Genomic DNA, 22261 nt, shown 5'->3' with positions numbered 1-22261 from the left:
AAAGTTCACAAACTAAGACAGAATAGCCGTAACCCACAAAAACTTTGATCGGGTTAAGCGCAAAGCTGAGTTATGTTATTTTTGTTGCGGTTCATTTTCCCCGCCGATGAATCAGCGGGCTATTGTCATTCATCCCTGACGGGACGGATTCAATGGCGTTTAGTATTGTGAAATTTTGGTAGATATGTCAAATTTTTTGGAGTAAAAATTAAATCCCGTAGGGATTATTGAGAATAACGCGGCAGTTCACTGCCGGGAAAAGGGAAACCACACAAATATAAAAATGTCCCGTAGGGACATCTGAATATCCATCCCGCCAGTTTCAACCGTTCCTACCGGGGCGGGATATGGTTTGGTGCGGTTCATTTTTCCGGCCGATGAATCAGCGGGCTATTGTCATTCATCCCTGACGGGACGGATTCATTGGCGGTACGTAGCGTGAAATTTTGGTAGATATGTCAAATTTTTTGGAGTAAAAATTAAATCCCGTAGGGATTATTGAGAATAACACGGCAGTTCACTGCCGGGAAAAGGGAAAACACACAAATGTAAAAAATGTCCCGTAGGGATATTGGATTATCCATTCACGCGTAGGAACGAGTTAAATCAGATAAATGGGCAGAAAGATGACCTCCGTCTGGTCAAAACGGATGGTTTCCAGATAATCCTGGGTAATAACAAAAGCGCGGCTTGGCTGGTATTGGCGAATAAAACTGCGCAATCCGGAAGGAAGACGCATTTTTCGTTGCTGCTGAAATTTAACTTCCAGCGGAATCATTTCCCCCTCGTGGAAAATCAGAAAATCCACTTCCTGTTTATTTTTGCTACGCCAGAATTTAATTTCCGGCACATATTGTTTTTTCAATTGGTTAAAAACAAAATTTTCGGCCAGTTGTCCCCAAAAAGCGCTTCCAGGTTCCAGAGTAAACTTTCCCACAATGGCATTACAAATCCCAACATCTTCAAAAAATAGTTTAGGCATTTTGCTTAACTCTTTCCGAACGTTGGAATAAAAAGGTTTAAGAAGTTCCAGAACAAAGGTACTTTCTAAAATGAATAGATACCTTTCGATCGTTGCGCGAGAAATCCCCAGGGTATTAGAGAGCTCGGAAACGTTCACCAGATTTCCAGTTTGAGAGGCCAGGATTTTAACCAGTTTGTTAAACTTATCTACGCTTTCAATGGAGAACAAATAAGCAATATCTTTTTGAATGTAAGAGGTGTAGATTTCATATAGCGATTGAACCCGCTCCTCCCGATTCTGAAGAAGCGTGGTTTCTGGATAGCCACCAAAAATTAAAAAGTCAAAGATTTCAGCCAGTAGCTGGCTCCGGATAGAGGGGAGAATTTTCGGTATTTCAGAAGACGGTGAAAAAAAGTGGTACCCCTCCAGCTGCCTGTACAAATGCATTTTGTCTTTAAAAACCAGGAATTCTCTGAAATTTAGTGGGAAAAGTCGAAAGACGCGTTTTCGCCCCACCATGGACTCACTTAATAAGGATTTGATGCGCAACGAAGAAGAGCCTGAAACCACAAATTTTAGATTGGAATAGTGATCAAACATGTATTTTAGTAAAGAGGCGGCATTTTCAAGGTACTGAATTTCATCGAGGAAGACATAGCCTCTCTGGTTCGGGTGAGGCAAAGCCTGAATAATCTGCCGGGCAATCAAATCATAGTCTGGTGATTGAAAATTTTCCCTTTGAATGGGATTCTCCAGGTCGAAATACAGGGCGTTTTTTTGAACCTCGGGTTCGCGGAGCAACATTTTCAATAGCGTGGTTTTTCCGGTTCGTCGGGAACCGATAAGTATTAAAACATAAGGTGTCTTCAAATTGCTTTTAAGTTGCGGAAATATATCTCTATTAAGGAATTTTGTTTCTTGCATATAGCAAAATCTCTTACTTTTTGCATTGAATATAATTAATTATTCCGGATTTATCAAGTTGTTATCCTGATTTTATTTTAAATTTGTCTCCCGCCGATGAATCAGCGGGCTATTCTCAAACGTCCCTCACGGGACGAAAATTTGTGGAAAAATCCCGTAGGGATTGTTGAGAATAACGCGGCAGTTCACTGCCGGAAAAAGGGAAATCACACAAAATGTAAAAATGTCCCGTAGGGACATCTGAATATCCATCCCGCCCGTTTCAATCGTCCCTACCGGGACGGGATTGACGTTGGTTCGCTTCCTTTTCCCCGCCGATGAATCAACGGGCTATTCTCAATCGTCCCTGTCGGGACGGATTCATTGGCGGTACGTAGTGTGAAATTTTTGTAGATATGGCAAATTTTTGTTTGAGTAAAAATTAAATCCCGTAGGGATTACTGAGAATAACGCGGCAGTTCACTGCCGGGAAAAGGAAAAACCACACAAATGTAAAAATGTCCCGTAGGGACATCTGAATATCCATCCCGCCAGTTTCAGCCGTCCCTACCGGGACGGAATTGGGGAGGGTCGCTTCCTTTTCCCCGCCGATGAATCAGCGGGCTATTATCATTCGTCCCTGACGGGACAGATTCAGTGGCGGTATGTAGTGTGAAATTTTTGTAGATATGCTATATTCTTGTTGGAGTAAAAATTAAATCCCGTAGGGATTGTTGAGAATAGCGCGGCAGTTCACTGCCGGGAAACGGGAAACCACACAAAATGTAAAAATGTCCCGGAAGGACATCTGAATTTCCATTTCGCCAGGTTTCAGCCGTCCCTACCGGGACGGGATTGTGATTTGGTTCAGTGCATTTTCCCCGCCGTTGAAACGACGGGCTATTCTCAAACGTCCCTACGGGACGGGATTGGGGTTGGTGCGCTTCCTTTTTCCCGCCGATGAATCAACGGGCTATTCTCAAACGTCCCTCACGGGACGAAAATTTGTGGAAAAATCCCGTAGGGATTGTTGAGAATAACGCGGCAGTTTACTGCCGGGAATAGGGAAGACACACAAATGTAAAAATGTCCCGTAGGGACATCTGAATATCCATCCCGCCCGTTTCAATCGTCCCTACCGGGACGGGATTGACGTTGGTTCGCTTCCTTTTCCCCGCCGATGAATCAACGGGCTATTCTCAATCGTCCCTGACGGGGCGGATTCATTGGCGGTACGTAGTGTGAAATTTCTGTAGATCTGTCAAATTTTTGTTGGAGTAAAAATTAAATCCCATAGGGATTGTTGAGAATAACGCGGCAGTTCACTGCCGGGAAAAGGCCTGAAACCAACACATTGAAAAATGTCCCGTAGGGACATCTGAATATCCATCGGGTTGGTTGGCGTTGGTGTGGAGCATTGTCTTTCGCCGTGGAAACGGCAGAAGAACCTCAAACCGCCCCTTCCTCGCCCTCACATCCTCGGTCCCTACAAGTCTGGGAGAGAAGGAGGATCTGATCGTGATCAGTTATTACCAACGTTGTAAAGGATTGCCTCTGTTCAATGAACCAATCAACTAACAACCCGGCGGCCTAAAAATTTTGCGCGTTAAAGCGTTTATCCTTGAAGAAAAATAGAGGATGTTGTCTTCAAAAATCGCGCTGTTTTAGGTAGGGATATTTTTGCAACAGCATTTTTCGAAGCGCTTCCGTTTCTGTCATAAAATTTTTGGCCGAAGGAGAAGCAGAGTTTCGGAAGCGATGCGTAGTCCTTTTGTAAAAATCTGCCATTTCTTTTAAGATCTGCTGGGTGGTTCTATCGAAAAACATGGCCTTGAATTTTCCCCAGATGTAGGCGACAGCCTGTTGATTGGGATGAGTTAAATCGGCTTCGTAAAAGCGGTAGTCGCGCAAGTCGTCAAGTACAATTTCATAAGCCGGAAAATAAAAATAGTCGGCGCTGGAGTCGACCAATTGATGGGTGGCCAGAATGAGGGTAGCCTTGCTCTTCTGGTTTTCTGGCAGACCGTCGCGCAGATGGCGAATGGGGCTTACGCTGAAGATGATTTTTAATTGAGGATTGAATTGGCGGAGCAAATCCAACAGCCGCAACCACGGTTCAGTGATTTCGGCCAAGGAAATCAGCCGGCGTTCAAACTCTGTCTCTGGAAGTTTGTGGCAGTTGGCCACCGCTGTCTTTTGTTTTTTAAGGAAATAGACAAAGGCCGTGCCAAAGGTGACGATCAGCCAGCGCGCCTTTTTTAAGAAGTGGTGCGCCTGCTGAATGGCCGTGTTGATGTTATGCAAACAGACCTGCGCATCGTGATGTGAAAACGAGCTGTGATGCCAGAAGCTGTGCCATTCCTGCTGGTGAAAAATAAGATCATTTTGAGTAAAGGTTTTGTCTTCGATGATAAAGCGCAGCGCCCGCTCGATGGAAAGGGGATTGTACAAAACGCCAAAGGGGTTTTCCAGCACATGGAAATAATGTTCTTTAAGCGCCTTTGAAATATTTTCGGCGAAACAGGAGCCCAGCGTTATGATGGGATCGATGTGTTGAATGGTTTGGTCCGCTCTGTCGATGTTGATTTCCGTGCGAAACTTCATGGCTACCTCCCGATTAAAACAACCGAAGAAAAAGGCTGCAACACAATTCTGGTCTGGTCATTTAAAACAGGGGCACGGCGGGGCTCATAGATATCGCGGGGCGGCGTGTTGGCCGTATTGATGAACAGATGCCAGCTTTTACCTGATTTTATCTTGGGCAGCTCAAAACGACGGGGCTGACCACTGGCGTTGAAAAGCAGGTAGACGTCTTTCTGTTTTTGTGCCGTGTCTCCGCGGTAAAGCACGCCCAGCCAGCGCGTTTCAGGATCTTCCCATTGTGGTTGGTTGAGTTTTTGTCCGTGCCAGCTCACTTCAGGCTCGCCGTTAATGGTTTTTATTTCGAACTGCGCTCTGCGAAAATGGGCATTTTCTTTTCGAAAGCGGATTAGCAAACGTGTAAAGCGCAGCAGATCCTCATTCTGGCGGGTCAGATCCCAGTTGACCCAGCTGATTTCGTTGTCCTGACAGTAAGCATTGTTATTGCCTTTTTGCGTGCGACCGAATTCGTCGCCCGCCAGCAGCATGGGCACGCCCTGAGAGAGGAGCAGAGCCGTTATAAAATTGCGTTTTTGTCGGCTGCGTAATTTAAGAACTTCAGGATCGGAAGAAGGCCCTTCCACGCCGCAGTTCCAGCTAAAATTCTGGTCGGCGCCGTCGCGGTTATCCTCGCCGTTTTCCAGGTTGTGTTTTTCATTGTACGAAACCAGGTCATGCAGAGTAAAACCGTCGTGGCAGGTAACAAAATTAACGCTGTGGTACGGTTCGCGGCCGTCGTCCTGGTACAGGTCGGCGCTGCCGAACAGACGCGTGGCAAAGGCGCCCACCATGCCGCGGTCGCCGCGCATAAAGCGCCGCACATCGTCGCGGTAACGACCGTTCCATTCCATCCAGCGCTCGAAATGCGGAAAATCGCCCACCTGATACAGTCCGGCGGCGTCCCACGCTTCGGCAATCAACTTGCTTTTGGCCAGAATCGGGTCCTCGGCGATGCGCTCAAGGAGCGGCGGATTGGAGAGAATCTCTCCGTTGCGTCCGCGTCCCAGAATAGAAGCCAGGTCAAAACGAAAACCGTCCACGTGCATTTCCATGACCCAGTAACGCAGGCTGTCCAAAATCATGTCGCGTACCACGGGATGGTTGCAGTTCAGCGTGTTGCCGCAGCCTGAGAAATTGAGGTACTCGCCCGTTTGCGGATCGATCATGTAGTACACACGGTTGTCAAAGCCTTTAAAGTGGTAAACCGGACCGTCGAGGCCGCTTTCGCCGGTGTGATTAAAGACCATATCCAGGATTACCTCGATGCCGGCCTGATGAAATTTTTTTACCATTTGACGGAATTCATTCAGAATGGCGTGTTCATTTTCATTTTTGGCGGCATAAGCGGCTTTAGGCGCAAAAAAGGACAGGGGGTTGTAGCCCCAGAAGTCCATCAACTTTTTGCCGTTTTTAGGATTGATCCGCTCGTTGGCCGTTTCGTCGAAATCGGTAACAGGCATCAGTTCCACGGCTGTTACGCCCAGCTCTTTGAGATAGGGGATTTTTTGCGTGAGCGCCGTAAACGTTCCCGGATGTTTCACTTTGGAAGAAGGATGCACGGTGTAACCGCGAACGTGTAGCTCGTAAATGATGGTGTCCGGCAGGGGAATATTGAGCGGCGCGTCCAACCCCCAGTCGAAGTTGTTTTTGGGAATGGTGGAAATGCGAAAGGTGTGCTTTCGGCCGTCGCGTTCAATTTTAATCGGCTTTCCCCATTGTTGACCGCCGCAGGTGGCGCGGGCGTAAGGATCCAGTAGAACAATGCGCTCGTCAACGGGATTGTGATCGCTGCTGCCCCGCACGCGAAAGCCATATTTAATGCCGTGATCAAGACCGGTTACCAGAGCATGCCACACGTGGCCGGTGCGGTTGTAAGTGGCATCCAGAGGAAATTCGAGTACCGGCTCCTGCTCGCACAGATCAAATAACACCAACCATACCGATTGAGCGTAAGGCGAATAAACGGCAAAGTTAATGCCGCCGCGCACAATGGTGGCGCCAAAAGGAAAGGGCTTTCCGCGTTGAATATCGAAATTATTGCCAATTAATGAAAGAATGTCGCTTTTAATTGTTTTGTCTTTTTTCATGCTTTTTATGATTTTAACCTCACCTGTTGTTTAATTTAATATAGAACCTAAATTTCTAATGTAAAAAAGATGAAAGGTGCTCCAATTATTTGTAAATTAAGTTAGTTACAAAAACAAAAAACAAAAGAAAGGAGCACCTTGTAGATGAAAATAAAGAATAATCATAAGAGTGTCAAAACTTCTTTTACAGGCGGCAATTTAACTAATTATTCCGGCTTATATCCAATTTACAAATTCATGAAAAAGTTAGGGATAGATAAACTAATAGAAACCAAACTTACCATAGAGGGAAGACATAATCAAAAATATTCATTGGCTCAAATTTTCAATATAATGATTCTTGGTTTACTCGGCGGTATGGATCGTCTTTTAAAAATCGAACATTTTAGTTTAGACCCTTTAATCCATCACTTATTTGACCTCAATGGGCATTTGGATATTGACACGATCCGATATCGTTTCAAAAAGTTCAGTTTTCGTCAGAATAATCAATTAATAGAAGTCATTGGTTTTCTGTCTAATAAGATTCATAGAAGACTTCATACAAAGCGTGATATATTGGATTTGGATTCTACGGTTCAGACGGTCTATGGCAAACAAGAAGGTGCAAAAAAAGGATTTAATCCCAGGCATAAAGGCAAACGTAGCTACCATCCCTTATTAGCTTTTCTCAACAGTACCAAAGAGTGTATTGCGGCCTGGCTTCGACCTGGGGATGCCTACACCGCCAATAATGCGGATGCCTTTTTAAAACAGGTGCTTTCGATGATAGTCAAGCAAATAAGATTTTTAATTGTCCGTGCGGATAGTGGCTTTTTTAATGACAAAGTTCTGAGCCTATTAGAAAGTTACTCCGGTCAGATTCAATATTTAGTCAAAGTCAAGTTAAAAAATCTGGAACATCTACTAAAAGATCAGGATTGGGAATCAATTCCGGAATTAGAAGGTTGGGAGATGAGCGAATTTTATTATCGTGCGCAAGGTTGGTCAAAGGCCAGACGTTTTGTGGCGTTACGTAAATTTGAGAAGATAGTAGAAAAAGACAGTTTATTTCCTTACAAACAATATACTTATTTTTGTGGCTCTACTGGGATTTTTGTGAAAAACAAAAATAATCCTTAGATTGAGTTTATGAAAGATAAAGAATTATTTAAACAGATTTTGGGACTTTCGCATCCCTGGGAAGTTTCTAAAGTTGACTTAGATATTGCGAATGAGGAAGTAGAAATAGAGATTATCTATAAGTCAAAAAAAGGTTTTTGTCCCGAATGCGAAGTGGAATATGATATTTATGATCACCGCGAAAAACGTCGTTGGCGGCATTTGGATACATGCCAAATGAAGACCTATATTGTCTGCAAAGTACCCCGCATTAAATGCAAGGAACATGGAGTAAAAACGATCAAAGTACCTTGGGCAGAAAAGTCGAGTCGAACGACTTTATTATTTGAACGTTTTGCTATTGAGTTATTACTGGCCTCCAAGAACCAGAGCAAAACGGCACAATTTTTACGGATCAGCTTTGATATGCTTCATCATATAATGAGCAAAGCAGTGGAACGCGGGCTATCACGCCGAACGGAAGAGGACATTAAATATATCGGGATAGATGAGAAGAGTATGAAAAGAGGTCATACTTATGTAAGCGTATTATCCGATAGTGAAAGAAGACGTGTAATAGATGTAAGTGAAGGTCGCACAACAAGCTCTGCCAGTTCCTTAATAAACAAGGGATTAACAGAGAAACAAAAGGAGGGCCTCAAAGCGGTCAGTATGGATATGTGGAAAGCTTTTATTAAAGCTGTTCAAAAGGAGCTTCCCAATGCTTCCATAGTGCATGACAAATTTCATATAATGAAGTATTTAAATGATGGAGTGGATAAAACCAGACGAGAGGAAGCCCGTAAATTACAAAAATCTAATGATAAAACCTTAGTGAAAAGTAAATATTTATTTTTAAAGAATCTGGAAAATATGACGGACAAGCAATTATCGCGTTTCAGAAAAATTCAAGAACTTAACCTTATCACTTCCCAGGCTTGGGCGGCCAAAGAGAACTTCAAAGAATTCTTTAGGAGTGAAACAATAAATGATGCGAAATTTTTTTTTGCGGAATGGTATCAGGATATTAAGGAACGTTCTTTAAATAAAATGATTAAAGTAGCAAAAATGCTCATTGCTCATTCAGATGGCTTATTAAACTATATAAGATATCAGATAGATAATTCAGTAGCCGAATGGTTGAACGGCAAGATACAGGAGATAAAAACAGTTGGTAGAGGCTTTAGAAAATTTGAAAATTTTAGGATAGCAATACTTTTCTTTCTTGGTAAATTAGACCTTTTTCCACAGGAATCCCAGTAGAGCCATTTTTGTTATGTCACCAATATAGAAGAAAGCCCGCTTTATATACATCATTTATATGGAGATCGTGGAGAGAGCGAGAACTGGATCGAGGCGGTCAAAAATCAATTATATGCTGGTATGATTTTGACCAAAGATTTTTGGGTAAATGAAACATTTTTTCTATTAAGTGTATTGGCTTACAATATAAGTGTTTGGTTTCGGAAATTAACCGATGAGAAAGCCTGGCGCCAGGAGCCCCATAGTTTTAGACTCTGGTTTATTCAATTAGCCGGAAAGATTACCAAATCGGCCAGACAAGTACACCTAAGAATGTACAGTTCTTATTATTACAAGAGCTGGTGGTCTAAGATAGATTCAAGCATAGACGCCTTGAGTTTTACGTAAGAAATTAACAAAGATTCATAAAAATTTTGTGTCTGATTTTTTTAAAAAGAATAAAAGGGCGAGGTACGTCCAATTCAATGTTTCGTAACAGGAAAAATCGTCTATGGAAAAAGAATCGGGCAAAATAATCGCAATTTTAGGTAGATTTTCTAAAATTTAGGGGAAATAATTCTCTTAGTAAATACAGGGCAATACTATTTTTTTGTTAAAATTTTTTACTTTAGAAATTTAGGTAGAATAAAATAGGATGTGGAAAAAGAAATTTTTGAGATTAAAGTCTATAATTAAAGAATGAAAAATGAATGGGCTAATGCCAATTGAATTAAAAATTACGAATTACGAATCAAAAGTTACGAATTATTACGCGAAGTGGGAGGCGTTTGGCATTTTGAATTTATCTGCGAGGCGTATGGGGTAATAATCAGGAATGGTGATTTTTTAGTCATTGTAAGCCTGATGCCAAAAAACTGGACGATTCAACCAATCAACCATCCCCTCAACCGTTTAATCATGGCCTTTTTTGATGAAGCAGCTTTCAGATTAATTTTTTTTTTTCATCAATATTCTTTAATTTAATCCCTTGTTAAATCAGATTTGAAGGAGAATGGAAATGAGAGAAATCATCGAAGCTTTAGAACCAAAGCTGGTCTGGAAAAATTTTTACCTGATCAGTCAGATTCCACGCTGTTCCAAGCATGAAGAACAGCTTCGCGACTTTTTAATTCAGTTTGCCAAAGAGCACGGCTGTACGTACAAAGTGGATGACGTGGGCAATCTGGTCATTAAAAAGCCGGCAAGCCCTGGAATGGAGGACCGTCCGGGATGTGTGATTCAGGGGCACATGGATATGGTTTGCGAAAAGAATAAAGACACGCAGCACGATTTTTCTAAAGACCCGATCAAATTGAAGGTGGAGGACGGTTGGGTTACGGCCGAGGGAACCACGCTGGGCGCGGATAACGGCATTGCCATTGCCATGGCCATGGCAATCATCGAGGATGAAAACGTGCAGCATCCGCCTATGGAGTTTTTGTTCACGGTGGATGAGGAAACCGGACTGACGGGCGCCTCTTCGTTAAAAAGCGATTTTGTTGAAGGCAAATATTTGTTGAATATTGATTCAGAAGAAGAGACTACGCTTTTTATCGGTTGCGCCGGCGGACAAAACACCATTTTGCGTAAAAAGATCGAATGGCTGGAACCGCATACCGATCACACCACCGTTTTATTAAAGGTCGGCGGCTTACGCGGCGGACATTCTGGCTTAAATATTCACCAGGGATTGGGCAATGCCATTAAACTGTTGGGCCGGTTGCTTTACCATCTTGATGGTTTGTTCCATTACCATATTTCGGCCATTAACGGCGGCAGTGCGCACAACGCCATCCCGCGCGAGGCCGAGGCGGTATTGGATGTTCCGGAAGATCAACTGGACGCTTTGAAGGCATTTGCGCAAAACTACGAAAAAATCTTTAAAGACGAATTAAAATTTGTGGATAAAGATGTAACCGTTAAAATTGAAGAACATGCGCGGGCGGAAAAAGTTTTCAGCACGCCGTTTAAAGATCAACTGGTGCGTCTGCTGTACGTCATGCCACACGGTGTGATGGCCATGAGCCATGCCATTGAAGGGCTGGTAGAAACTTCCACCAATATGGCTATCATTACGACCAAAGGCGATGAGGTTGAAATGCTAACTTCGCAACGCTCGTCCATCGCTTCTTCCATTACCGATATTTCGGATCGGGTGAAAGCGCTGGGAGAACTGGCCGGTTTTGAGGTGAAACAGACGGACGGTTATCCGGCCTGGCAGCCCAATCCGGATTCCAAATTGTTGCAGATTTGCAAAAGTATTTATGCTGAAAAATTTGGCAAGGAACCGGAAGTTACGGACATTCACGCCGGACTGGAATGCGGCATCATCGGCGAGAAATACGAGGGCATGGATATGATCTCTTTTGGCCCGGATATTTTAGGCGCGCATTCGCCGGATGAAAAAATCCGCATTGAGTCGGTGCAGCATGTGTGGGAGTACCTGCTGGAAGTGCTGAAAAAGATTAATTAGGAAAACTTGAACTGGAGTTTGAGTTGCGTTTTAGTAACTCAAACTCCGTTTTTACTCATCTATTAGAGTTCTGCAAAATGCACATACATGTCATTTCGAATCCCGATTTATCGGGATGAGAAATCTTCTAACTTCAACAAAAACAAAAGATTTCTCGTCGCTCCGCTCCTCGAAATGACACTAAAATTTACATTTTGCAGAACTCTAACTCATCTATAACTAAGGCAGCAAAGCCGCAACCAAAAAGTTTGCGCAGTAATTTAAGCAACCACAGAGCGCACAGCGCGCAGAGAAGTCACAAAGAGCGCAGAGATTGTTTTAAATTAAAATAGTTTCAATTGCCCTCACCCTCTTTCCCAGAATAAAATTCCGAGAGAGGAGGTCAGAAGGTCGTCTTTCCGGCAGGCGGCGGTATCTAACGATGTAAGGCATACTTATTGCTGCGTTATGACAGCCCGGCAACCATTCAACAAATCAACCAATCAACTATTCAACCAATCACCCCCCCCAGCTGCATAAATATCTTCGCTTTTGCCATGGCGGAAAAGACCTTACGAAAGAAGTATTCCAGCGTTCGAGGTACAGAGTTTATTTGACCAGAAGCATTTTTCGGGAGAGAGCTTTTCCGGCAAATGTTATTCGGTACACATAGAGTCCGCTGGCAACCGCTTCTCCTTTTTCATTGGCGCCATTCCAGTGAAAAATATGGCGACCCTGGTTTAAATGGCCGCTTTTTAACAGGCGAATCAGGCGGCCTTCTAAATCGTAAATAGCCACCTGAATGTGGCCGCTGCGGGGAAGAACAACCTGAATGTTTGTACTGCTGTTAAAGGGATTGGGATAATTTTGCGCTACGACAAATTGTTCTGCCACGTGGGGCCGGCTTTCCTGAAGATCATTCAAATCGAAAAAGAAATTAAGAACGCGTTGCATCAGGGCGTTGCGCTGCTGTTCGGTGTCAATGGTTTCGAAAGGGAAGGCCAGGTAAACCAGCTTGCCGGGAACCGTTCCTGAACCAAACGTGCCTTCGTATTGCACAGCGGCGATCAGGCTGGTTCCTTTGTACTGCAGCGCAGCCTGTGAACCGCCGTAGGCTTTGATGGCGTCCGGATAATCTTCAGCATAGGGCTGCTGACCATAGCTCAATTCAAGTCCTTCGAAAATCGTACCGCTTAAACCCGTTACCTGGTAGATTTTGGAATCATCGGCAACGTAGTCGGCTTTTAGATAGTTGTGCAAAAATTCTTCGTCTTCGGCTGTAGAAGCGGAGGAGGTATTATCCTGATCCAGGTCCCATGCGATTTCGGAGCCGCTGACGAACAAGCGTCCTCCCGCTTCCAGATAGGCTTTAACCAATTGTTGTTCTGCGGCGCTAAAGGTTTCGTCGGTGGTTGACTCATCGCCCAACAGCCAGATAACGGCATCGTACTCGTTTAAATTGACGCTGCCGTCCAGCACTGCCTCGTTGGCGGCACAGTCAAAGCCAAATCCGTTGGCAGCCAAGGCCTGGCCGTGCAGGGCGGCAAACCAATGGGCCGGTTGATGCCAGCTTCCGCTGCTTTGCGTGCGGTCGAAACCATCCACAATCAGAACACGCTGGTTATCTGGCGAAGGCATGGCGCCGTACACATCGCTGAATTCACTTTCATTGGGAGGATAGGCTTTGTCCACCGCCGACATGCGGGAAAACACCGGTTTTGTGAACTGCACATTAAAGGTTGTATCGGTTTTTTCGGCGGTTAATTCTCCTTCGTTGGTATGTAAATTCCAGTTTTCCAGGTCCCAACTAAAGTAGTAGCGATATCCTTTCAGATCCGAATCGCCGACCGGGTACCAGGCGATTTGCATGCCCTGTGCAAGGCTGCGCGCAAAACGCATGGTCGGCTGGGCGGGCGGTAGGGCGTCCTCGCCGGTAACTTCTACCTGAACGTAAAGCGTGTCGGCGTTGCCGCGCGTATCTTCGGCAAAAACCATTACCACGTATTTGCCGGAATCGAGTTCGGTGGTGTTCCAGTAATCGTCCGACTCAAGACGGTTGGTCAGAATGTAAACATGGCTGGTGGTGCTTGAAAGCTGATCGAAGAAAACATTGTGCACATAGGCGTTGCTGGGTTTAGTGTCAAATTTAAAACGCAGGCCATCGGGCGACGGCGCGTAAATAACGGTGGACGTGTCCTTCGTGAAAATTTTGTAGCCAATCTTGTAAATACCGTTGTTGCGTCTGGAAACCAAAGAAGAAGGCGGGCCGTTTTGTTCGTCCACTTTAACCACAATATCCACCGCGCCGCTCACGCGAGGCGTGGGGAATTTTTGCAGGCTGTTGTTGATGTAAAAATGCACATAACGAATAATCGGCGGCCAGGGGTCCTCCAGCGGGGTAAAACCCTGGTTGGGCAGCATGGCGTTCTTTTCGGAACCTACGTAGCCATAGGTAAAATGAACGTGTCCCAGACCCGGGTAAATGGTGCCCAGAATGGTTTGGCCGGCAATAACTCTATCGCCCACGGATAGCGAGGCGTTGGGTTTGATGTGCACGTAGGCGATATCGTTTACGCGTACGTAGGCATTGGAACCGACGGTGTACATGCTAACAATGGTTCCGTCTTTGACCGGATACACGGGCTGCCCATCGGCTTTGGGGATATCAGTCCCATTGTGAAAATGATCTGAGGAGCCCGTATCGCGAAATTCGCAAAAGGTGCCGGTGATTTCATGGTTTTGATGAAAGGGTTCAACCGGCCAGGGAAATTGCTCCTGACTTTGTACGGCGAAAGCCATCAGGAATAAAACAAGAAAGAAAACAATTGCTGCAGAGTAACCGTGTTGACTGTGATTCGGAACCGCCAGGTATTTTGAATCTAAAATAAGCGATTTTAAGGCGTAAAGAATAGACCGCATCTTTTCCATTATTGAACCTCTGTTTTGTACAGGTTTTGAATAAAGCCCGTGTAAATTTCGTTTTGTTTAAATTGCAGGGCCGGTGTAAGAAATTTTTCGCCTTCAAAAACAACCTTCTTTAAAAGCTTTCCTTGCTGATCAAAAGCGTGAAGCGTCGGCGCATGAAATTCGAAACGATGATTGTAAAAACGATGGAGCGCAGTTAGCACGGCCGCTTTCTGTCCGTTTTCATCCAGTTTGACCGCGGCTACCAGACCTTTCTCCGGCAAAAAATGGTGTTCCCATTCCAATTCACCGTTTTGGAGATTGATTTGTCGCACGGTGAAACGATCTGCCAGGAGGGCGCGTTTTTGCGCGCGGGCGAAATCGATCTGTTTAAAAAGAAAGGAAAAGGTTTTTTGCAGGGCTCCGTCGGCTGTTACAAGCAATGTTTTTTTGACGATGGGTTTGAACAGATAAGCAGAGTGCACGCTGACCAGCAAATGTTCGCCATCCGGCGAAAAGGCAATATTCGACGGAGCCGCTTCGGGCAAGGCCTGCTGCCACATTAGATTTCCCTGATAATCGAACATAAAAAGATGCGGTTCGCCCGTCGGCCGGGGCGCATCGGAGTCCAGAGGCGCGCTGCCGCGTTTACTGGCCAGTACCGCAATCCGATTGGCATCCGCGGCAGCCGGCGCTACCATTAAAACGCGCTCCAGATCATACGATGCATCATCAAAGAGTTGTAGTTCGCGCAAAAGCCGGCCGCTGGTGGAGTAAAAGGCGAGTCGTCCGATGGGCGCTTCGCTTAAAATCAGGGCGCCGTTATCCAGAACGGTGACGGAAGGAATGGATTCCGGATTCAACAGAGGCTCTTCGACGCTGAATAAAAGGGTTTGAGGCGTCGCATACACCTTGATCGCAAGTCGGGCTGAAGTATGCTCTTTGCTTGCGGGTAACAACTCAATTAACGCAAAACAATGGCTTTCCGCTGATGTTTTTAAGCGGTAAAAGTGAGGCGGTAAGGGTAATTCGACCGTTTCTGCGTCCTTATTAATCAATAGTTTATCGTCGGTTAAAGTAAAATAGTTAAGGGGCGCATCATCGTTTGGTGGGGCAAAAATCCACTGCCGAACCTGCTGGTCGACTTGCGTTATAAGCTGCGCTGTAAAGGGCGGATTGTCGTTTTGCACGGTAAATCCGAAAAATAAAAGACTGCCTAAAAGTACGAGTCGTTTTAACATGGGGAACTCCCTCTGATCAATGATCAGATCGTGATTTATAAAGTACAGATTTCATCTATCTAAAATTTTCTCTCTATTCAATTGCCAATATGCCGCAAAAGGCGCGGTAAAAATCTAATTTAATATTTTTTTAAAGATTACAATTATAGATGCTCCAGAAAGTAATCCGAAATTTTCTGGTACAGGTGTACGCGATCCTGGCCACGCATGTTGTGCTCGTCTCCTGGATAGACAAAGTAATCTACCTGTTTCTGGAGATCAATGGCCTTGCGCAAATAAAGCCAGCTGTTTTGCAAAACGACCACCGGATCCACCGTACCGTGAATGATCAGCAAACGGCCTTCCAGGTTTTGAACGTAATTGAGCAAGCTGGAGGTTTCGTAGCCTTCGGGATTGCTCTGGGGCGTGTCCATGTAGCGTTCGCCGTACATTACTTCGTAGTAGCGCCAGTCGATTACCGGCCCGCCGGCCACGCCTACTTTAAACACGCCCGGCTGGCGCGTCATAAGCGAAATGGTCATAAAACCGCCGTAGCTCCAGCCGTGAACGCCGATGCGCGTGCTGTCCACAAAAGGCTGGCTTTTGAGATAGCGAATGCCGACCATTTGATCCTGCACTTCTATGGTTCCCAGGCGGCGGTGGATCACCTGTTCGAATTCCAGGCCGCGATTGTTGGTGCCGCGATTATCAAGCGTAAACAGGATAAAGCCTTTTTGCGCCATGTAGTAAAACCACCATCTCCAGCCGCGCAAAAAACTGTTGGTGAGCATTTGCCCATGCGGCCCGCCGTAAACGTAAACGATCACCGGATATTTTTTAGCCGGATCAAAATCGGGCGGAAAGATGATGCGCGCATTCAAAACATCTCCCGCCTCGCTCTGCAGTTGCAGCAGTTTTAAATCGCCGATTTTGTATTCTTGCAGTGGATTGGCGGCATTCAGTAAAACCTGAACTTCCCGGCCGCTGGCGTCCAAAAGAGCAATGCGGTTCGGCGTGGAGAGATTGGTGAAGCGATCAAGCAAAAACTTGCCCTGTTTTTGAAACTGAACAACATGAACGCCGGAAGAATGGGTGAGTTGGGTTAAACGTCCCGATTTCAACGACACCTTAAACGCCTGACGATCCAGGCCGTTGTTGGCCGAGGCCAGAAAGAAAGCGTTCTTTCCGGCGGCGTCAAAGCCCAGAAAGCGCGTCACATCCCACTGCGAGGGCGTTAGTTTGCGCAGTAATTTCCCATCGCTGCGATAAAGATAGAGGTCGTTGTAGCCGTTCCGTTTGGAAAACCAGATAAAGCGGTTCGGATCATCGTTAACAAAGAGAAGACCGTGTTCGGGCTCTACCCATTGATCATCGCTTTCTTCGAAGAGTGTTTGCTGCGCCAGGCCATTTTGCGGATCATATTTCACCAGGCGTAAATGGTTTTGATCGCGGTTTAGCTGCGCCACGTAAATGAATTGCTCATCGGGACTCCAGGTGACGCTACATTTGTAATGATCCTGAGGTTCGCCGGTTTGCAGGTAGGTGATAGAGCCAGTTTGAAGATGGTACACGCCAACGCTTACCTGCTCGCTGGTCATGCCGGTAAACGGATAGCGGATGTAACGCAGTTTTGCCGGCCGGCTGTCGATATCTACCAGCGGATATTGGGTTACCATACGCTGATCCACGCGGTAAAAGGCTAAATGCTTTCCGGAAGGCGACCAGAAAATGCCCTTGCGGATGCCGAACTCCTGGCGGTGCACGTAGCTGTCGCCGTTTAAGATGCCGTCTTCTGTGTCGAACGTGATTTGAATGGTTTGCCCCGCTTTAAGAGAGACATAAAGGTTCTGGCCAATGGTGTAGGCTACGTAGTTCAATTTCGGATGGAGTTCCACGTTTTGGGCCTGTTCGGGAATTTCGTTGATTAGCTGCACGGCCGGCTCAGTCAAATCGCACACAAAGAATTTTTGCCCGCTTCTAAAGCGAAAACGCTGGGCGTTTTGCCAGGCGATGCGGGGAAATTTCTTTAAAGGCGTTTGGTTTGCCCTGTTCATCAGAGCGTTTAAAGAGTCCAGCGTGAGCAGCATGAGGCGCTGTTGAGTGCGCGCGGAGACTTTAATCAAACCGTATTGCTGATTTAAGGAGTCCACGTAGCAAAAATTTTCAGTATCATAAATCCATTGCAACTGTTCCAGATTTTCAACTTTTAGATTCTGGTAATTTCCGAGAATGGCTTCTTTTATGGTTAGCGTTTTTTCGCCGGCCAAAAGCGTAAAAGCAAACAGTAGTGAAAAAAGAATGGAAAATCTTTTAGACATGATGGTCTCCTCCGTTAAATGCGTACGGAGTTAAAGTTAATGAAAAAATCGGTTCAACGCACTTTAAAATGGTTTGTCGCCTGGCAGCGTGGAGCTGGCAAAAAGCGCGCTTTCCATTTAGCGGCGCCGTTTCATAGACGATTTGCAACGTCGTTTTTACACAGCCTGAATGGATTTATGATTGTTGATTGATGAATTTATTCCAAGGCAGCACAGCCGCAAGCAAAATCAACCACAACGTGCGCAAAGTAATTTTCTTGCAGATTACGCCAATAATCGCAGAAAATGATTAAACAAATTATTGTAAGCGAACACAGAGAGCTCAGAGAAGTCACAAAGGCGCAAAAACTATTTTAAATTAAAAATAGTTTCAATTGCCCTTACCCTCTATCCAAGAAAAAGATTGTGGGAGAGTGGGAAGAACTGTTCGTTGGAAATTTTTCTCCAATGATGTCCAATATTTGCGTATTTGTAAATTTCTATTCAACCATTCAACTAATTAACTATTCAACCAATCCAGCAGAACAAAAATTTTCGCATTCCGCCAGATGGGAATTTGGAATGACCGGCAGATGAAAAAATTAAATTTTGAACCAGGATTTGCTTGATTTTTGGATTACCATGATTCTGATCCTCTGCTTGAATTTGCTCAGTTTCATTGCCTGTCACGCTTTACGTGTTACACATTCCGGCAACTTTAGCGCCCTTTGTAAGTGTGTCCGACCAGAAGGTGAGGGGAATGTGGCACAGCTAATTGCGCAGAAAATGGCTGGAATCTAAATTCGACAACTGTACCAGGAATCTGCCGGCCCTTTCCGCATAGATTTGAGTGATATGGTTCTCTAATTGGAGTAAATTTTAAAAGACAGGCCGGCTCCCCAAAATTTGTCGCTGGAGTTGGGGCGAATTTGTCCGCTGACGTGCATTAACAATCGGTTCCAGAAAAGATATTGACCTTTGATCCCGATGTAGTGGTTCTGGTTGAACGATTCTTTAAAATTTTCAAAATCATTGATGCCCAGGTAACCAATCCAGATGCTGGAGAAGGGCGCAGCGAATCGGTAGGTAATTCCTACTTGCCAGAGTTCCGGAATCGAATTGTTCAACTCTGCCGAAATAAAAAATTTCTCCATAAACCCCAATCTTACATTCAGATTTGGCACAGCATTAGCGCCAAGAACTTCGTCACAAAATCCGCGTTTAGTTTGGGCCAAATAGAAAAAGCCCACACCAAAGCCAAAATAGGTGAAATTTAGTTGAGAATTAAGAATGATAAAGTCATAAAGGGCGTCCACTGCGTAATGGGCCGCCGGACCCGCTTCACAGGCTGCAAAGCCCTTTTCTCTAATACGAATTTTTCCCAGTTTAAGCTCTCCAGAGAAAGAACCACTGTATGGATTACCGATCATGACATCGATTCCCCATAATCGAAAATCATTTTTCTGCGGAAACTCAAGAGAATTGAATTGACCGATAACGCCGCTGGTGCCAAAGAACACAGCCACCTTCTGGCGTTGTAAATACCGTTCAGGAGCCCAGAGGGGCCGTTTTAATTTTTTGGCCTTACGGACCGCCCATTCGTATTCTTCGCGGTACAACGAATCCACGGGGACATAAAACGCATAGCCCAATTCAAGTAATTCTTTGTTAAAATTGACTTTACTCAATGGCAGCTTCTGAAACAGATGTACAGGAATAATTTGCATGGTGGAGTCGGCGGCGGGAGATGGTTCCATTATCAAATCATATTTTAATAAATGTTGGTGTTCATAGGCCAGAATCTTTTGCGCAATAGCCTGTCGCGCCTGGTTGCTATCCGCCTTTGAGGGCATCTGCAAATTGGCCAGACTGATCTTTCGACCATCCTGAAGCAAAAAGAGATTGGTATCCAGAATCTTTACAATTTTAATCTTTTGAGCGGCAAAAACGGTGGGAGAACAAAACGATCCTAAAATTATGAACATCACCAAAGGTAACAATTTAGAGTACATTATTATTTCCTCCAGACATGAAGCGAAGACGTGGTAAAACTATCCCAATATAAACGAACGGTATTAATTTTTCAACTACTGTAAATATTTTTTGACGGATGATAAGGGGAAGACCTTTTTAAAGTAATAAGGTAAAAGGCGGTTTTTGCACTTAAAAAGAGAATTTGATAAATTTAGCTGAAATACACATCTATTAAAGGGAAAGGGACTTTGATGCAAATTGTGATTTTAGGAGCTGGCCTGATCGGCAATCCGATGGCGCGTGATCTGGCGCAGGACAGCGATAAAAATGTTCTAATTGTGGATCGGGATGCTCAGAAATTAAAGGAATTAGAGAAGATCGATGCAATAGATGTGCAGGTTGCCGATGCCACCGATCCGCTGATTTTGAAGGAGCTCACCAGAGACGCTGCTGTTGTCATTAACGCCCTGCCCGGATTTTTGGGGTATCAAACTCTGAAACATTTGCTTGAATTGGGGAAAAACGTAGTCGATATTGCTTTTTTCCCGGAAGATGCCCTTGCCCTTCAGACACTGGCCCTAAAAAATCAGGTGACGGCGCTGGTTGATTGCGGCGTTGCGCCGGGCATGAGTAATTTACTGGTTGGTTATGGGCAATCCCTTTTAAAAAAAGTTGAAGAGGTAAAAATTTATGTAGGCGGTCTGCCGCGTGTTCGCCAGTTGCCCTGGGAATACAAAGCCGTGTTTTCGCCGATCGATGTCATTGAAGAGTACACGCGTCCCGCCCGTTTTAAAAAAGACGGCAAAATCGTGGTTAAAGAGCCGCTCACCGATCCGGAGTTTATTGACTTTCCACAGGTGGGCACGCTGGAGGCTTTTAACAGCGACGGTTTGCGCACTTTGCTTTACACCATTGACGCGCCTGACATGGTGGAAAAAACCCTGCGCTACCCCGGACATAGAGAAAAGGTTTTGTTTTTAAAACAGACCGGTTTGCTGGACGAAGCGCCGCTTGAAATTAATGGGCAAAAGATTCGTCCCATTGACCTGACCTGTCAAACGCTCTTTAAACAGTGGCAGCTGAAACCTGGCGAGGAAGACCTGACCGTAATGCGCGTGGAAGTGCGCGGCCCGGACGGCGGACTGCAGTTTGACCTGCTCGATTTTTACGACGCAAAGTCTGGCATCCATTCCATGGCGCGTACCACCGGCTATACAGCCACTATTATGGCGCGGGCAATGCTGAACGGCCTGATCACTGAAAAGGGTATTCTGCCTTTAGAACAATTAGGACACAACCATGAACTGGTGCGTTTTGTGTTTAATGAGTTCCACCAACGCGGCATTCACTATCAACAAACAGAAATTTAAGGGGGCAGGATGAAATCTTTTAATGAAGTCGATGTAAAGTCGTTAAACTTTAATGTCTTCTCTTTATTTGACGATCGCTGGTTGTTGCTGACGGCCGGTCAATTTTCAAACAAGGCGTTTAATACCATGACCATCTCCTGGGGAAGCATGGGGATTATGTGGAACCGACCGTTCGCACAGGTCGTGGTGCGTCCCACGCGCTTTACATTTCAATTTATGAATCGATTTGATTACTTTACCCTGTGCGCATTTCCGGAAGCGTACCGACCGGCGCTGTCTCTGCTGGGCACAAAATCGGGCAGAGATGGCGACAAGATAGCGGAAGCGGGGTTAACGCCTTTTCCCCTGCCAGAGGAAAAGAGTGTGGCGTTTGAGGAAGCCGACCTGATTGTGGTCTGTAAAAAAATTTATCAGGACGATTTTCACCCTGAAAATTTTCTGGATCCTGCCATTGAAGACAATTACGCGCAGAATGACTATCACAGAATCTATTTCGGGGAAGTCGTTCGCGTATTAAAAAAAAAAAATAGAAGCTTCACTCCCTTCGACTTCGCTCAGGGCAGGCCTTCGACTACGCTCAGGGAGCGGGAGTACGGTTGCTGAGCGTAGCCGAAGCAACCGTGATTGTGAAGCCTCCCCTTCGGCTGCGTTCAGGGCAAGCCTTCGACTTCGCTCAGGGAGCATGAGTACGGTTGCTGAGCGTAGCCGAAGCAACCGTGATTGTGAAGCCTCCCCTTCGGCTGCGTTCAGGGCAAGCCTTCGATTTCGCTCCCTTCGACTTCGCTCAGGGAGCGGGGGGGGGAGCGGTGAAGGATAAAAAAGCTTTCTCGTCGTCCCGCCGGCGGAATCCTCTAAATGACGGAGTGGTAGGCGCTCCACGGAATGGCAAAAGGTAGTCTCTCCCCTGTCATTTCGACGAGCCCGTTCCACTCCCAATCTCCTGTCAATTCGACGAACACGTCCTTCTCCAACTCTCCTGTCATTTCGATGAACACGTCCCACAGGTCTTCCCCTGTCATTTCGATGAATACGTTCCACGGGTCCTCTCCTGTCATTTCGACGAGCCCGTTCCACGGGGGAGGAGAAATCTTCCCAAAACGTTACGAG

The 22261-nt window shown here is 45.5% G+C and carries 12 protein-coding genes and 2 pseudogenes; 7 read left to right on the top strand and 7 right to left on the bottom strand.

The features are described 5' to 3' along the window. Positions 1-601: 601 nt before the first annotated feature. The 3 genes from Cabys_RS14335 to glgX all read right to left on the bottom strand — a co-directional run bounded on the left by Cabys_RS14335 (position 602) and on the right by glgX (position 6594). Entirely contained in the window at positions 602-1888 is a 1287-nt protein-coding gene (locus Cabys_RS14335; protein ID WP_006926824.1) for an ATP-binding protein, read from the bottom strand. A gap of 1626 nt (positions 1889-3514) precedes the next feature. Further along, entirely contained in the window at positions 3515-4471 is a 957-nt protein-coding gene (locus tag Cabys_RS14330) for a GSCFA domain-containing protein (RefSeq protein ID WP_006926823.1), read from the bottom strand. Between the two features lie 2 nt (positions 4472-4473). Beyond that, entirely contained in the window at positions 4474-6594 is a 2121-nt protein-coding gene (gene glgX, locus Cabys_RS14325) for a glycogen debranching protein GlgX (protein WP_006926822.1), read from the bottom strand. A 144-nt stretch (positions 6595-6738) separates the two neighbouring features. On the opposite strand from glgX, the pseudogene Cabys_RS14320 reads away from it, so the two are divergent. The 4 genes and pseudogenes from Cabys_RS14320 to Cabys_RS14305 form a co-directional block, all read left to right on the top strand. After that, positions 6739-7689 (top strand): annotated as a pseudogene (locus Cabys_RS14320) (IS1380 family transposase); the annotation flags it as partial. Positions 7690-7725: 36 nt separating this feature from the next. Continuing rightward, positions 7726-8958 (top strand): ISL3 family transposase, encoded by a 1233-nt coding sequence (locus tag Cabys_RS14315; protein ID WP_006929573.1) that lies wholly within the window; start codon positions 7726-7728, stop codon positions 8956-8958. Continuing rightward, positions 8959-9345 (top strand): annotated as a pseudogene (locus Cabys_RS20750) (transposase); the annotation flags it as partial. 610 nt (positions 9346-9955) lie between these two features. After that, on the top strand, positions 9956-11410 hold the full coding sequence (locus tag Cabys_RS14305; RefSeq protein WP_006926821.1) for an aminoacyl-histidine dipeptidase: 1455 nt from the start codon (positions 9956-9958) through the stop codon (positions 11408-11410). Positions 11411-11998: 588 nt separating this feature from the next. Here Cabys_RS14305 and Cabys_RS14300 read toward each other — a convergent pair. The 3 genes from Cabys_RS14300 to Cabys_RS14290 all read right to left on the bottom strand — a co-directional run bounded on the left by Cabys_RS14300 (position 11999) and on the right by Cabys_RS14290 (position 17831). Continuing rightward, positions 11999-14317 carry a T9SS type A sorting domain-containing protein gene (locus Cabys_RS14300; RefSeq protein ID WP_006926820.1) on the bottom strand — a complete coding sequence of 773 codons (2319 nt, stop codon included), beginning with the start codon at positions 14315-14317 and terminating at the stop codon, positions 11999-12001. After that, positions 14317-15534 carry a hypothetical protein gene (locus tag Cabys_RS14295; RefSeq protein WP_006926819.1) on the bottom strand — a complete coding sequence of 406 codons (1218 nt, stop codon included), beginning with the start codon at positions 15532-15534 and terminating at the stop codon, positions 14317-14319. Before Cabys_RS14295 ends, Cabys_RS14300 begins: the two co-directional genes overlap by 1 nt. 143 nt (positions 15535-15677) lie before the next feature. Next, positions 15678-17831 carry a S9 family peptidase gene (locus tag Cabys_RS14290; RefSeq protein ID WP_006926818.1) on the bottom strand — a complete coding sequence of 718 codons (2154 nt, stop codon included), beginning with the start codon at positions 17829-17831 and terminating at the stop codon, positions 15678-15680. 39 nt (positions 17832-17870) lie between these two features. On the opposite strand from Cabys_RS14290, the gene Cabys_RS20100 reads away from it, so the two are divergent. Continuing rightward, positions 17871-18023 carry a hypothetical protein gene (locus tag Cabys_RS20100; RefSeq protein ID WP_169313610.1) on the top strand — a complete coding sequence of 51 codons (153 nt, stop codon included), beginning with the start codon at positions 17871-17873 and terminating at the stop codon, positions 18021-18023. 650 nt (positions 18024-18673) lie between these two features. Here the strand turns inward: Cabys_RS20100 and Cabys_RS14285 are convergent. Next, on the bottom strand, positions 18674-19822 hold the full coding sequence (locus tag Cabys_RS14285; RefSeq protein WP_006926817.1) for a thermonuclease family protein: 1149 nt from the start codon (positions 19820-19822) through the stop codon (positions 18674-18676). A gap of 213 nt (positions 19823-20035) precedes the next feature. Between Cabys_RS14285 and Cabys_RS14280 the strand changes: the two genes are divergently transcribed. Further along, entirely contained in the window at positions 20036-21154 is a 1119-nt protein-coding gene (locus Cabys_RS14280) for a saccharopine dehydrogenase family protein (protein ID WP_006926816.1), read from the top strand. 9 nt (positions 21155-21163) lie between these two features. After that, entirely contained in the window at positions 21164-21757 is a 594-nt protein-coding gene (locus Cabys_RS14275) for a flavin reductase (RefSeq protein WP_071961293.1), read from the top strand. The last annotated feature ends 504 nt before the right edge of the window (positions 21758-22261 follow it).

The sequence above is a fragment of the Caldithrix abyssi DSM 13497 genome, assembly GCF_001886815.1.
GTDB lineage: Bacteria > Calditrichota > Calditrichia > Calditrichales > Calditrichaceae > Caldithrix > Caldithrix abyssi.
The sequence above is the reverse complement of the archived record's forward strand: the minus strand, read 5'-3'. Positions and strand labels throughout refer to the sequence as shown.